Origin of the sequence: Pseudomonas sp. S3(2024) (assembly GCF_036861315.1) — a bacterium.
Classification (GTDB): Bacteria; Pseudomonadota; Gammaproteobacteria; order Pseudomonadales; family Pseudomonadaceae; genus Aquipseudomonas; species Aquipseudomonas putida_A.
The window spans coordinates 393,362-405,807 of sequence record NZ_JAZAQQ010000005.1 but is presented as its reverse complement, the minus strand read 5'-3'; the positions used below and the strand labels follow the sequence as shown (position 1 = coordinate 405,807).

Genomic DNA, 12,446 nt, shown 5'->3' with positions numbered 1-12,446 from the left:
CCCGTATACATGTCGGCCATCGGCGCAGCAATGCGCGGCCACATGCAAAAGGACTGAGCAATGAGCGAGCCACGTCTGGCGAATCCGACGTTGTACCTGCAACACCTGGGGTTCGACGCTCCACCGGCACCGACCCTGGAAACCCTGCGGCAGTTGCAGTTGCGGCATACCGGCGTCTTTCCCTTCGAGAACCTGTCGACGATCACTGGCGCGCCGGTGCTGATCGATCTGGCGTCGGTCGAACAAAAGGTTCTTCACGGTGGCCGTGGCGGTTACTGCTACGAACTGAACAATCTGTTTCTGGCGTTGCTGCAGGAATTGGGCTTCGAGGCCCGTGGCATCTCCGGGCGCGTGGTGCTGGCGCAACCCGAGGGCACCTGGACGGCCCGCACGCATCGCTTGAGCCTGGTGATCATCGACGGCGAGCGTTACATCACCGATGTCGGCTTCGGTGGCATGGTGCCGACCGCGCCGTTGCTGCTCGATACCGAGGCTGAACAACCGACGCCGCACGAGTCCTATCGCATCGAGAAACAGGCCGATGGTTACATGCTGCGCGCCAATGTCGCCGGCGAATGGCGCGCGATGTACCTGTTTGATCTGCAACGCCAGGAAGACATCGATTACACCCTCGGCAACTGGTACGTCTCGACCCATCCCGAGTCACCGTTCGCCAAACGGCTAATGGTTGCGCGCACCGGCGATGGCTGGCGCCGGACCCTGAACAACGGCAGTTTCGCGATTCATCATATGGGTGCCGCCAGCGAGCGACGCGAGGTGGCGGATGTTGATGAACTGCTTGAAGTGCTGGAGCAGGAGTTCGGCTTGCGCCTGCCTGACCAGCCGCATGTGCGCCAGTCGCTGGCGCGGATGCTCGTACCGGCCTGATCTCAGGGCTTGGCCTCCGGTTCCAGCACCCGGCGGATTTCCCCGACCGCCGCCGACAGCTTTTTTTCCAGACTCTTGAGGTCGGCGGCGGTGATGCCTGTCTTGAATTGCCCGGAGTGGTGCGGCTCGACGTCCTGCGTTTTGCTGCCAGCCTCCAGCAGGGCATGGCGCAGAGTGTTGTTGATCACCGTCTGATAACCGAAGCCTTCGTTTTCCGCCACGCTGCGGGCGGCTTCGATGACCGCGTCATCGAGCATGATGGTGATGCGAGTCTTGCCCTTGGCGGGCGCCAAGGCACCGCGCTTGCCCTGCGAGAAATCGTATTCGTCTTTCATCGTTCAAGCCTCCAGAAAATATGCGCGACGTTCGCTCGATGTGGCGACACGTGCAGAAATGATTCGTACGACGTTGGCTTCGCGATAACTGTACGCAACCACCAGCAAACGTCCTTTGCCATCGAGACCGAGGGTGATCCAGCGCTGTTCGTCATGATCGTTGTCCTCGATCGTCAGCGCGCGTTCGTCATGAAAGACCGGCTCGGTCTCGGCAAGGCTGACGCCCCTGTGCTTGAGTTTGTTGGCTGCGTTCTTGCTTTTGTCGTACTGAATTTCGAATGACTTAATTATGCATACTTTATATGTATAAAAAAGAGCGCCGGTGCACCGCTGGTCGCCATGAATAATTCAGCCCAGTGCGATAAGAACCGGGGGCAGGAAGGGATGTGTTGCCGGATTTGTGGGAGATGGAGGTGGCGAGATAGAAGCTTGGGTGGCTACCTATCCATTATGTGACTGACAAGTTGTATACAACTCTATGGACATTTGTCCCGAGTATTGAATACAGTGTGCGCATAACAAAAACCAGGGAACCCCCCACATGAAAACGCCCCATGTTTCACACCAACGGCCCGAGGACGAAAATCTCGGGGTCGGCGCGAATATGGCTTACGGCCTGCAACATGTTCTGACCATGTACGGCGGTATCGTTGCGGTGCCACTGATCATCGGCCAGGCGGCCGGGCTGTCGCCGGCGGACATTGGTTTGTTGATTGCTGCTTCATTGTTTGCGGGGGGGCTGGCGACACTGCTGCAAACCCTGGGTCTACCGTTTTTTGGCTGTCAGTTGCCGCTGGTGCAGGGCGTGTCGTTCTCCGGTGTGGCGACCATGGTCGCGATCGTCAGCAGTGGCGGGGAGGGCGGCTTCCAGTCGGTGCTGGGCGCGGTGATTGCCGCGTCGTTGATCGGCTTGCTGATCACCCCGGTATTTTCGCGAATCACCAAGTTTTTTCCTCCGCTGGTGACCGGCATCGTGATCACCACCATCGGCCTGACGCTGATGCCGGTGGCCGCACGCTGGGCCATGGGTGGCAATAGCCACGCGCCGGACTTCGGCAGCATGCAGAACATCGGTCTGGCGGCGGTGACGCTGGTGCTGGTGTTGCTGCTGAGCAAAGTCGGCAGCTCGACCATCTCGCGTCTGTCGATCCTGTTGGCCATGGTGATCGGCACGGTGCTGGCGGTATTTCTCGGCATGGCGGATTTCTCCGGTGTCACCCAAGGGCCGATGTTCGGCTTCCCGACGCCGTTCCACTTCGGCATGCCGACCTTCCACTTCGCCGCGATCCTGTCGATGTGCATCGTGGTCATGGTGACCCTGGTGGAAACCTCGGCGGACATTCTGGCGGTCGGTGAGATCATCGGCACCAAGGTCGACTCCAAGCGCCTGGGCAACGGTTTGCGCGCGGACATGCTGTCGAGCATGTTTGCGCCGATCTTCGGTTCGTTCACCCAGAGCGCCTTCGCGCAGAACGTCGGGCTGGTGGCGGTGACCGGGATCAAGAGCCGTTATGTGGTGGCTACCGGGGGCATCTTCCTGGTGATTCTCGGGCTGCTGCCGTTCATGGGCCGGGTGATCGCTGCGGTGCCGACGTCGGTGCTGGGCGGCGCCGGTATCGTGCTGTTCGGGACGGTGGCGGCGAGCGGGATTCGCACGCTGTCAAAGGTCGATTACCGCAATAACGTCAACCTGATCATCGTCGCCACCTCGATCGGCTTCGGCATGATCCCGATTGCCGCGCCGAACTTCTACGATCATTTCCCGAGCTGGTTCGCGACCATTTTCCACTCGGGCATCAGCTCGTCGGCGATCATGGCGATCATGCTGAACCTGACCTTCAACCACTTCACTGCCGGCAACTCGGACCAGCAGTCGGTGTTTGCCGCCGCGGAAGAGCGCACCCTGCGTTATCGCGACCTGGCGGCGCTGCGTGAAGGCGATTACTTCAGCGACGGCAAGCTGCACGATTGCGATGGCAAGGAAGTGCCGGTGATCGAGCCTGATGAACACGATCATGGGCATGGCGCGCCGAAGACCCAGATGAAGAGCAGCGAGCATGTTTGAGCGCTGAATGGATGAAAGAGGCCGATCTGTTGTGAGACAGATCGGCCTTTTTGGTTTGAAGAGCAAAAGATCGCAGCCTGCGGCAGCTCCTACAGGGGATCGGAGCTGCAGCAGGTTGCGATCTTTTGACTTTTCGAGCGCCCACAAAAAAGCCCCTGAATCTTTCGATTCAGGGGCTTTGCTATTTGGCTCCACAACCTGGACTCGAACCAGGGACCCAATGATTAACAGTCATTTGCTCTACCAACTGAGCTATTGCGGAATTGGTGCGTATGTTACTGATTCAAAAAGAGAAGTCAAGCGTCGGGTGTAAATTTTCTGCGTTCGGCAGGACGGACGGTGTTTTGTCAGCGATTGGCGGTTACCAGAACCGCCTCACAGGTCTACCATGGTTGCCCGGAAGTGGTCACACGCGCTGCCGGCCATTCGCCGAAAAGGTACGCGCCATGACTCGAACCGTTGTTGTTTCCCTTTCACGCGAGGTGCTCGTATGAGCGTCACGCAAATCAGTCTGCCCAAGGGCGTTGGCCCGCACGCCGAGAAACTCTTCGACGCGATCACCCAGGCCAGCACCGCTGAAGAGCTGAACCGTGCTGGCGGCAAGGCCGAAGGGTTCGTGCTCGGTCTGGAAAGCACCAAGGCGGTCAAAAGCCAGATCGCCGAATCGCTCTACGTCGCGTATGACGATGCGGCCAGTCAACGGGCGACGGAACTGGCTTAACCGCCGAAAGTGATGGTGCCGAGCATCAGCTTGGCATAAGCGGCGGTGGCGGCCAGTTGCACCAGCCACAGGGCCAGGCCGCCGAGGAAGACGCCCGCTGCGACTTGCAGCACCAGGCTTTTGTCGCGTTTGGCCGGGGGGCGGGGGATGAAATCATCCAGATCGTCTCGGTCGGCGCGCAGGTTGTCGTTTTTCATAGGTGTTCTCGCAGAACTCTGAGGTGTACACAAAACCTGTGGGAGCGGGCTTGCTCGCGAAGGCGTCGGCCCAGCCAGTATTTTTGTCGCCTGATGCACCGCTTTCGCGAGCAAGCCCGCTCCCACAATGGAATCTGTGTGCAGTCTAGAGGGTTCGGATAGTTTTCCGGGACAAATAAAAAACGGGAAGCCCCAAGGCTTCCCGTTTTTCATTGCCAGGCGAAATCAGATGACCTGAACGATCGCATCCGTGACCGCTTTGATATTGCTCTGGTTCAGTGCCGCGACGCAGATGCGGCCGGTGTCCAGGGCGTAGATGCCGAACTCGTTGCGCAGGCGATGCACTTGCTCAGTGGTCAGGCCGGAGTAGGAAAACATGCCGCGCTGACGGCCGACGAAGCTGAAGTCACGCTGCGGGGCTTTTTCCGCCAGCAGGGCGACCATCTGCTCGCGCATGCCGCGAATGCGCAGGCGCATTTCTGCCAGTTCGGCTTCCCACTGGGCGCGCAGTTCCGGGCTGTTCAACACGGCGGCGACGATGCTTGCACCGTGGGTCGGCGGGTTGGAGTAGTTGGTGCGGATCACACGCTTGACCTGCGACAGCACGCGCGCGCTTTCTTCTTTCGATTCGCTGACGATCGACAATGCACCAACGCGCTCGCCGTACAGCGAGAACGACTTGGAGAACGAGCTCGATACGAAGAAAGTCAGGCCCGATTCAGCGAACAGTCGAACAGCCGCGGCGTCTTCGTCGATGCCGTCGCCGAAACCCTGGTAAGCCATGTCGAGGAACGGTACGTGACCTTTGGCCTTGACCACGTCCAGCACGTTTTTCCAGTCGGCCGGGGTCAGATCGACGCCGGTCGGGTTGTGGCAGCAGGCGTGCAGCACAACGATCGAGCCGTTCGGCAGGGCGTTGAGGTCGTCGAGCATGCCGGCACGGTTCACGTCGTGGGTGGCGGCGTCGTAGTAACGGTAGTTCTGCACCGGGAAGCCAGCGGTTTCGAACAGCGCGCGGTGGTTTTCCCAGCTCGGGTCGCTGATCGCCACGACGGCGTTCGGCAGCAGTTGCTTGAGGAAGTCGGCACCGATTTTCAGCGCGCCGGTACCGCCGACCGCCTGAGTGGTGACGATGCGACCGGCAGCGATCAGCGGCGAGTCGTTACCGAACAGCAGCTTTTGCACGGCCTGGTCGTAGGCGGCGATGCCGTCGATCGGCAGGTAGCCACGGGAGGCGTGCTGGGCAGCGCGAATGGTTTCGGCTTCGATCACCGCGCGCAGCAGGGGAATTCGCCCCTCTTCGTTGCAGTAAACACCTACACTCAGGTTGACCTTGGTGGTCCGGGTATCGGCGTTGAATGCTTCGTTGAGGCCCAGGATTGGATCGCGGGGTGCCATTTCGACAGCGGAGAACAGGCTCATTATTACGGCGGCTCTGAATGGAGAGTGGAGGGACGTGTCGCGCTCCAGCCGAATGCACTAGAGCGGTGCACAAACGGGGAGCTAGTATAGAGGCCATCACTGAGCAATGGCGACAGGCGATTCAGCTTTTCAGGCAAGTTTTTCCGATTATTTCTTGACCGTTAGTCGATTGACTCTGTCAGAGACTTTACCGGATGTAGGACGTTTGCCTTGAAAGGCGAGGCAATCGGCTCCACATTGAGCACAATCTTCGTTTTTCCTTGGGCGACAACGGTCGTTTGCGGTCATCCCCGCGGCTCGGCTGTTTTCTGCGCGAGCCGCGATCCCAGAGGTGTGTATGTCCGAATTCCAGCTAGTCACCCGCTTCGAGCCCGCCGGCGATCAACCTGAAGCGATCCGCCAATTGGTCGAGGGCATCGAAGCCGGGCTGGCGCACCAGACGCTGCTCGGTGTGACCGGCTCGGGCAAGACCTTCAGCATCGCCAATGTCATCTCGCAGGTACAGCGCCCGACGCTGGTGCTGGCGCCGAACAAGACCCTCGCCGCGCAGCTGTATGGTGAGTTCAAGGCGTTCTTCCCGAACAACGCGGTCGAGTATTTCGTTTCCTACTACGACTACTACCAGCCCGAAGCCTATGTGCCGTCGTCCGACACCTTTATCGAGAAGGACGCGTCGATCAACGACCACATCGAACAGATGCGCCTGTCGGCGACCAAGGCGTTGCTCGAACGCAAGGACGCGATCATCGTTACCACGGTGTCGTGCATTTACGGTCTCGGTAGCCCGGAAACCTATTTGAAGATGGTGCTGCACGTCGATCGCGGCGACAAACTCGATCAGCGCGCCTTGCTGCGGCGTCTGGCTGACCTGCAATACACCCGCAACGACATGGATTTTGCCCGCGCGACCTTCCGCGTGCGCGGCGACGTGATCGATATCTATCCGGCGGAATCCGATCTGGAAGCGATCCGCATCGAACTGTTCGATGACGAGGTCGAGAGCATCTCCGCGTTCGACCCGCTCACCGGCGAAGTCATCCGCAAGATGCCGCGCTTCACCTTCTACCCGAAGAGTCACTACGTGACGCCACGCGAGACCCTGCTCGACGCCATCGAACACATCAAAGTCGAGTTGCAGGAACGCCTCGAATACCTGCGCAGCAACAACAAACTGGTCGAGGCCCAGCGCCTCGAACAGCGCACCCGTTTCGACCTGGAAATGATCCTCGAACTGGGTTATTGCAACGGCATCGAAAACTACTCGCGCTACCTGTCCGGACGTCCGGCCGGTGCCGCGCCGCCGACGCTGTATGACTATCTGCCGGCCGACGCCTTGCTGGTGATCGACGAATCCCACGTCAGCGTGCCGCAAGTCGGCGCGATGTATAAGGGTGACCGTTCGCGTAAAGAAACCCTGGTCGAATACGGCTTCCGCTTGCCGTCGGCACTGGACAATCGGCCCATGCGCTTTGACGAGTGGGAAGGGGTCAGCCCGCAGACGATTTTTGTCTCGGCAACGCCGGGCAACTACGAGGCCGAGCATGCCGGGCGCGTGGTCGAACAGGTGGTGCGTCCGACCGGTCTGGTCGACCCGCAGGTTGAAGTGCGTCCGGCGCTGACCCAGGTTGACGACTTGCTCTCGGAAATCACCAAACGGGTGGCGGTCGAGGAGCGGGTGCTGGTCACCACGCTGACCAAGCGCATGGCCGAGGACCTCACCGATTACCTCGCCGACCACGGCGTGCGCGTGCGTTACTTGCACTCCGACATCGACACCGTCGAGCGGGTCGAGATTATCCGCGACCTGCGTCTGGGCACCTTCGATGTGCTGGTGGGGATCAACCTGCTACGCGAAGGTCTGGACATGCCGGAAGTGTCGCTGGTGGCGATTCTCGATGCGGACAAGGAGGGCTTCTTGCGTTCCGAGCGCTCGCTGATCCAGACCATCGGCCGGGCCGCGCGGAACCTCAATGGCCGGGCGATTCTCTACGCCGACCGCATCACCGGCTCGATGGAGCGGGCGATTGGCGAGACCGAGCGTCGTCGCGACAAGCAGATCGCCTTCAACCTGGAAAACGGCATCACCCCGAAGGGGGTGTTCAAGGACGTCGCCGACATCATGGAAGGCGCCACTGTGCCTGGCTCGCGCAGCAAGAAGCGCAAGGGCATGGCCAAGGCTGCCGAAGAAAACGCCAAGTACGAAGCCGAACTGCGCTCGCCGAGCGAAATCACCAAACGCATTCGCGCGCTGGAAGAGAAGATGTACCAGTTGGCGCGGGATCTGGAGTTCGAAGCGGCGGCGCAGATGCGCGATGAGATTGCCAAGTTGCGTGAGCGGCTTTTGGCGGTTTGATCTTCATCGTCTGACCGGGCCTCTTCGCGAGCAGGCTCGCTCCCACATTGGATCTGTGTCGTTCACAAATCCCCTGTGGGAGCGAGCCTGCTCGCGAATGGCGGCAACGCGGTATTAATGAGACTCCCCAGCCTTCAGCCCTTGCGGCAGTTTCCTGGTCAGCAAAATCGCCAGCATGCTGATCCCCAACGCAATCCCGACAAAGTGAAACGCATCGTTGTAGGCCATGATCAGCGCCTGCTGATGCACGATCTCGCTCAACTTGCCGAGCGCCGCCGTGTCACTGCCAAACCGGTCGGTCATCGATGCCAGTCGCTCGGCCACTTGCGGATTGGTCGGCACCACCGCTTCACGCAAATAATCGAAGTAAGTCTTGGTGCGCGCATCCAATAGCGTGGCGAGCAGGGCGATGCCGATCGCGCCGCCGAGGTTGCGCAGGATGTTGAACAGGCTCGATGCCGACCCCGCGTCCTGCGGCAGGATGTACGCGGTGGCGATCAGCGAAATGGTCACCATGATCAGCGGTTGACCCAGCGCGCGGATGATCTGGATCTGATTGAACTGCGGCCCGGCGAAATCCGGATTGAGCACCCCCGACGAAAAACTCGCCAGCCCGAACAACCCGAAGCCCAGGGTGCACAGCCACTTCGGCGACACGAACTTCATCAGCTTCGGCACCAGCGGAATCAGGAACAGCTGCGGCACGCCCATCCACATGATCACTTCGCCGATCTGCAGGGCGTTGTAATTCTGGATCTGCGCCAGGTACAGCGGCAGCAGATAGATCGAGCCGTATAAACCGACGCCCATGCCGAGGCTGGAAATGCTCGACAGGCCGAAGTTGCGATTACGCAGGATGCCGAGGTTGATCAGCGGGTTGGGTTTGGAGACCTGCACGATGACGAAGGTTATCAGGCTCAGCAGGGCAATGCTGCCCAGTGCCACGATCAGGTTTGATTCGAGCCAGTCCTTGCGGTGGCCTTCTTCGAGAAAGACTTGCAGGCAGCCGAGGCCGACACCCAGCGTGAGAATTCCGGTGTAGTCGGTGCTTTTCAGCAGTTCCCAGTGCGCTTCCTTCTTCTCCAGCCCGTACATCAGCCCGGCGATCATGATCAGCCCCGGCGGGATGTTGATGTAGAAGATGTATTCCCAGCCCCAGTTTTCCGTGAGCCAGCCACCGAGGGTCGGGCCGATGGAGGGGGCGAAGGTCGCGGTCATGGCGAACATCGCCATGCCCTTGGCGCGGTGGTGTTCGGGGAGTTTGATCAGGGTCAGGGTGAACGCCAGCGGGATCAGCGCGCCGCCGGTGAAGCCCTGCATGGCGCGAAAGACGATCATGCTTTCGAGGCTCCAGGCCATCGAGCACAGCAGCGATGACACCAGAAACCCCAGCGACACCCACACCGCCAGGCGCCGCGCCGAGAGCAACTGCACCAGCCACGCGGTCAGCGGGATCATGATGATTTCCGCGACCAGATACGAGGTGGAAATCCACGAGCCTTCTTCCAGCGTCGCCGACAGGGCGCCCTGGATGTCCTTGAGTGAAGAGTTGGTGATCTGGATGTCGAGTACCGCCATGAAGGCGCCGAGCATCACGCTCATCACCGCGATCCAGTCCCGCCGGGTCGGTTCGCCGACCGGGCGGATCAGCGAATCACCGGCCATCGTCAGGGGCGTCTTTGATGTTCACGGTGGCGGTGACCGACATGCCCGGGCGGATCTTGCCGTGCAGTGGGTTGTCGGCCTTGAAGGTGAGTTTTACCGGAATCCGCTGCACGACTTTGGTGAAGTTGCCGGTGGCGTTATCCGGCGGCAGCAGGCTGAACTGGGCACCGGAGGCGGCGAACAGGCTGTCGACCCGCGCTTCGATCGGCGTGTCGCTGTAGGCATCGAAGGTCAGCTCGGCTTTCTGTCCGGGCTGCATGTGGCCGATCTGGGTTTCCTTGAAGTTGGCCTGCACCCAGATGTCTTCGTCCGGGACGATCGACAGCAAATACGCGCCGGCCTGCACCACTTGGCCATTGCGTGCGGCGCGCTGGCCGACCAGGCCGCTGATCGGCGCGTGGATTTCGCTGCGAGTCAGGTTGAGTTCGGCCTGGGCGATGTCTGCACGGGCGTTGGCAATCTGCGCGTCGAGACGTTTGATCTCGGCAGTCAGTGCGTTGACCTGCTGGCGCTGGCTCTGTGCATCTGCTTGGGCCTTGGCTACCTGTGAGCGGGCGATATGGGCGTCAGCGGAGAGGGTGGTCACCCGTTCCTCGGAAACGTAACCGGGTTTGCGCAGGGTTTCAGCACGCGATAAATCCATCTGCGAGCGGCCAAGCGTGGCCTGGGTGGTGGCCACTTGCGCGTCGCTGGCGGCGATCAGGCTCGATTGCTGAGTCAATTTGCTTTGTGCCTGTAAGCGCTCGGCTTCGCGAGTGGCGAGGGCGGCATTGGCGCGATCGACGGCGAGGCGGAAATCATTGGGTTCGAGGCGCACCAGCAACTGGTCTTTTTCCACGTGCTGGTTGTCCTGCACCAGCACTTCGTCGATGCGCGCGCTCAACTGGCTGGAGACGCGGGTGATCTCGCCCTGGACATAGGCGTTATCGGTGCTTTCATAAAAGCGCCCCTTGAAAAACCAGTGGGCGAAGAAGCCCCCGGCAATCAACAGCACCAGGAGCAGGAAAATAAACAGACGACGCTTGAGTTGGGCAGGCATGAGGCAAACTGTAGTCGAGGAATTGTAAGGAAAGTTATCTGCGGCTGAATCTGGCATACCGCCGATAAACGGTAAATGCCAATGGCTGATATTCGGGCCGTCACCACGGTCTATGGGCGTTACAGACGCAAACTTGGCTTAAATGCCCTGCCCGCTGGAGCGGGGCGGGTGTCGCCTGTTACCATTCGCCGCTTGATTGTTTTGCTTTTCATTCTTTTCGAGACATGCCATGACCACCGTCCGCACTCGCATCGCGCCATCGCCTACCGGGGACCCCCACGTAGGTACCGCTTACATCGCATTGTTCAACTACTGCTTTGCCAAGCAGCATGGCGGTGAGTTCATCCTGCGCATCGAAGACACCGACCAGTTGCGTTCGACCCGCGAGTCCGAACAGCAGATCTTCGACGCCCTGCGCTGGCTGGGTATCGACTGGAGCGAAGGCCCGGACGTTGGCGGCCCGCACGGCCCGTACCGGCAGAGCGAGCGTGGCGATATCTATCAGAAGTATTGCCAGCAACTGGTCGACATGGGCCATGCGTTCCCATGCTTCTGCACCGCAGAAGAACTGGACCAGATGCGCGCCGAACAAATGGCGCGCGGCGAGACCCCGCGCTACGACGGCCGCGCGCTGCTGCTGTCGAAGGAAGAAGTCGCCGCCCGTCTGGCCGCCGGCGAACCGCACGTGATCCGCATGAAAGTGCCGACCGAAGGCGTCTGCGTGGTGCCGGACATGCTGCGTGGCGATGTCGAGATCCCGTGGGATCGCATGGACATGCAAGTGCTGATGAAGACCGACGGCTTGCCGACGTACTTCCTCGCCAACGTGGTCGACGACCACCTGATGGGCATCACCCACGTGCTGCGCGGCGAAGAATGGCTGCCATCGGCGCCGAAACTGATTCTGCTTTACGAATATTTCGGCTGGGAACAACCGGAGCTGTGCTACATGCCGCTGCTGCGTAACCCGGACAAGAGCAAGCTGTCCAAGCGCAAGAACCCGACCTCGGTGACCTTCTACGAGCGCATGGGCTTCATGCCCGAAGCGATGCTCAACTACCTCGGTCGCATGGGCTGGTCGATGCCCGACGAACGCGAGAAGTTCTCGCTGCAGGAAATGGTCGACAACTTCGACCTCAAGCGTGTGTCGCTTGGCGGGCCGATCTTCGACATCGAGAAACTGTCGTGGCTCAACGGCCAGTGGCTGCGAGATCTGCCGGTGGAAGAATTCGCCGCGCGAGTGCAGAAGTGGGCATTCAACGCCGAATACATGATGAAGATCGCGCCGCTGGTGCAGGGGCGTGTGGAAACCTTCAGCCAGGTTGCACCGCTGGGCGGCTTCTTCTTTGCCGGTGGCGTGAACCCGGATGCCAAGCTGTTCGAATCGAAAAAACTTTCCGGTGATCAGGTGCGTCAGTTGATGCAATTGATCCTGTGGAAGCTGGAAAGCCTGCGTCAGTGGGAGAAGGACAGCATCACCGCAACGATTCAGGCGGTGGTCGAATCCCTCGAGCTGAAGCTGCGCGATGCGATGCCGCTGATGTTTGCCGCGATTACCGGGCAGGCCAGTTCGGTATCGGTGCTCGATGCGATGGAAATCCTCGGCCCGGATCTGACCCGTTTCCGTCTGCGCCAGGCGATTGACCTGCTGGGTGGCGTGTCGAAGAAAGAAAACAAAGAGTGGGAAAAGCTGCTGGGCGCGATTGCTTAAGCACGTCTGACTCTGCGGTAACCGCCGAAGGCCGGGATCGTTTGATTCCG

Annotated in this window: 11 protein-coding genes and 1 tRNA gene; 5 read left to right on the top strand and 7 right to left on the bottom strand. The window is 60.3% G+C overall.

Annotated elements, in window-relative coordinates; translation table 11 throughout:
- Positions 1-60: 60 nt before the first annotated feature.
- Complete coding sequence (locus tag VLA07_RS16055; RefSeq protein WP_333989655.1) at positions 61-888, top strand: arylamine N-acetyltransferase family protein; 828 nt, start codon at positions 61-63, stop codon at positions 886-888.
- 2 nt (positions 889-890) lie between these two features.
- Here VLA07_RS16055 and VLA07_RS16050 read toward each other — a convergent pair whose 3' ends face one another.
- Positions 891-1,223: a BrnA antitoxin family protein gene (locus VLA07_RS16050; protein WP_333989654.1), complete on the bottom strand. Its 333-nt coding sequence runs from the start codon at positions 1,221-1,223 to the stop codon at positions 891-893.
- A 3-nt stretch (positions 1,224-1,226) separates the two neighbouring features.
- Positions 1,227-1,511, bottom strand: a complete 285-nt coding sequence (locus tag VLA07_RS16045) for a BrnT family toxin (RefSeq protein WP_333989701.1) — start codon at positions 1,509-1,511, stop codon at positions 1,227-1,229.
- Positions 1,512-1,764: 253 nt separating this feature from the next.
- On the opposite strand from VLA07_RS16045, the gene VLA07_RS16040 reads away from it, so the two are divergent.
- A complete protein-coding gene (locus tag VLA07_RS16040; protein ID WP_333989653.1) occupies positions 1,765-3,288 on the top strand; it encodes a nucleobase:cation symporter-2 family protein in 1,524 nt (507 codons plus the stop codon).
- 186 nt (positions 3,289-3,474) lie between these two features.
- On the opposite strand, the gene VLA07_RS16035 is transcribed toward VLA07_RS16040, so the two are convergent.
- Positions 3,475-3,550 (bottom strand) — tRNA-Asn (locus tag VLA07_RS16035).
- 228 nt (positions 3,551-3,778) lie between these two features.
- Here VLA07_RS16035 and VLA07_RS16030 point away from each other — a divergent pair.
- Positions 3,779-4,009: a hypothetical protein gene (locus VLA07_RS16030; RefSeq protein WP_247269304.1), complete on the top strand. Its 231-nt coding sequence runs from the start codon at positions 3,779-3,781 to the stop codon at positions 4,007-4,009.
- On the opposite strand, the gene VLA07_RS16025 is transcribed toward VLA07_RS16030, so the two are convergent.
- Both VLA07_RS16025 and VLA07_RS16020 read right to left on the bottom strand, forming a co-directional pair.
- The gene (locus tag VLA07_RS16025; protein ID WP_247269305.1) at positions 4,006-4,206 is read right to left on the bottom strand and encodes a hypothetical protein; all 201 of its coding nucleotides are present in this window, start codon (positions 4,204-4,206) and stop codon (positions 4,006-4,008) included. The two genes, VLA07_RS16030 and VLA07_RS16025, sit on opposite strands and share 4 nt — an antisense overlap.
- Before the next feature lie 225 nt (positions 4,207-4,431).
- Positions 4,432-5,628: an amino acid aminotransferase gene (locus tag VLA07_RS16020; RefSeq protein WP_333989652.1), complete on the bottom strand. Its 1,197-nt coding sequence runs from the start codon at positions 5,626-5,628 to the stop codon at positions 4,432-4,434.
- 337 nt (positions 5,629-5,965) lie between these two features.
- Between VLA07_RS16020 and uvrB the strand changes: the two genes are divergently transcribed.
- A complete protein-coding gene (uvrB, locus tag VLA07_RS16015; RefSeq protein WP_007969222.1) occupies positions 5,966-7,981 on the top strand; it encodes an excinuclease ABC subunit UvrB in 2,016 nt (671 codons plus the stop codon).
- 114 nt (positions 7,982-8,095) lie between these two features.
- Here uvrB and VLA07_RS16010 read toward each other — a convergent pair whose 3' ends face one another.
- Together VLA07_RS16010 and VLA07_RS16005 are read right to left on the bottom strand one after the other, a co-directional pair.
- Complete coding sequence (locus tag VLA07_RS16010) at positions 8,096-9,586, bottom strand: MDR family MFS transporter (RefSeq protein ID WP_333989700.1); 1,491 nt, start codon at positions 9,584-9,586, stop codon at positions 8,096-8,098.
- 49 nt (positions 9,587-9,635) lie between these two features.
- Positions 9,636-10,685, bottom strand: a complete 1,050-nt coding sequence (locus VLA07_RS16005; RefSeq protein WP_333989651.1) for an HlyD family secretion protein — start codon at positions 10,683-10,685, stop codon at positions 9,636-9,638.
- A gap of 229 nt (positions 10,686-10,914) precedes the next feature.
- Here VLA07_RS16005 and gltX point away from each other — a divergent pair, with 229 nt between their 5' ends.
- On the top strand, positions 10,915-12,396 hold the full coding sequence (gene gltX / locus VLA07_RS16000; protein WP_285373646.1) for a glutamate--tRNA ligase: 1,482 nt from the start codon (positions 10,915-10,917) through the stop codon (positions 12,394-12,396).
- Positions 12,397-12,446 lie beyond the last annotated feature (50 nt).

What these genes read in the sequence shown, in the direction of transcription:
- VLA07_RS16055 (WP_333989655.1), top strand. Translation starts at nt 61, where the DNA reads ATGAGCGAGCCACGTCTGGCGAATCCGACGTTGTACCTGCAACACCTG.
- VLA07_RS16050 (WP_333989654.1), bottom strand. Translation starts at nt 1,223, where the DNA reads ATGAAAGACGAATACGATTTCTCGCAGGGCAAGCGCGGTGCCTTGGCG.
- VLA07_RS16040 (WP_333989653.1), top strand. Translation starts at nt 1,765, where the DNA reads ATGAAAACGCCCCATGTTTCACACCAACGGCCCGAGGACGAAAATCTC.
- VLA07_RS16030 (WP_247269304.1), top strand. Translation starts at nt 3,779, where the DNA reads ATGAGCGTCACGCAAATCAGTCTGCCCAAGGGCGTTGGCCCGCACGCC.
- VLA07_RS16025 (WP_247269305.1), bottom strand. Translation starts at nt 4,206, where the DNA reads ATGAAAAACGACAACCTGCGCGCCGACCGAGACGATCTGGATGATTTC.
- VLA07_RS16020 (WP_333989652.1), bottom strand. Translation starts at nt 5,628, where the DNA reads ATGAGCCTGTTCTCCGCTGTCGAAATGGCACCCCGCGATCCAATCCTG.
- uvrB (WP_007969222.1), top strand. Translation starts at nt 5,966, where the DNA reads ATGTCCGAATTCCAGCTAGTCACCCGCTTCGAGCCCGCCGGCGATCAA.
- VLA07_RS16005 (WP_333989651.1), bottom strand. Translation starts at nt 10,685, where the DNA reads ATGCCTGCCCAACTCAAGCGTCGTCTGTTTATTTTCCTGCTCCTGGTG.
- gltX (WP_285373646.1), top strand. Translation starts at nt 10,915, where the DNA reads ATGACCACCGTCCGCACTCGCATCGCGCCATCGCCTACCGGGGACCCC.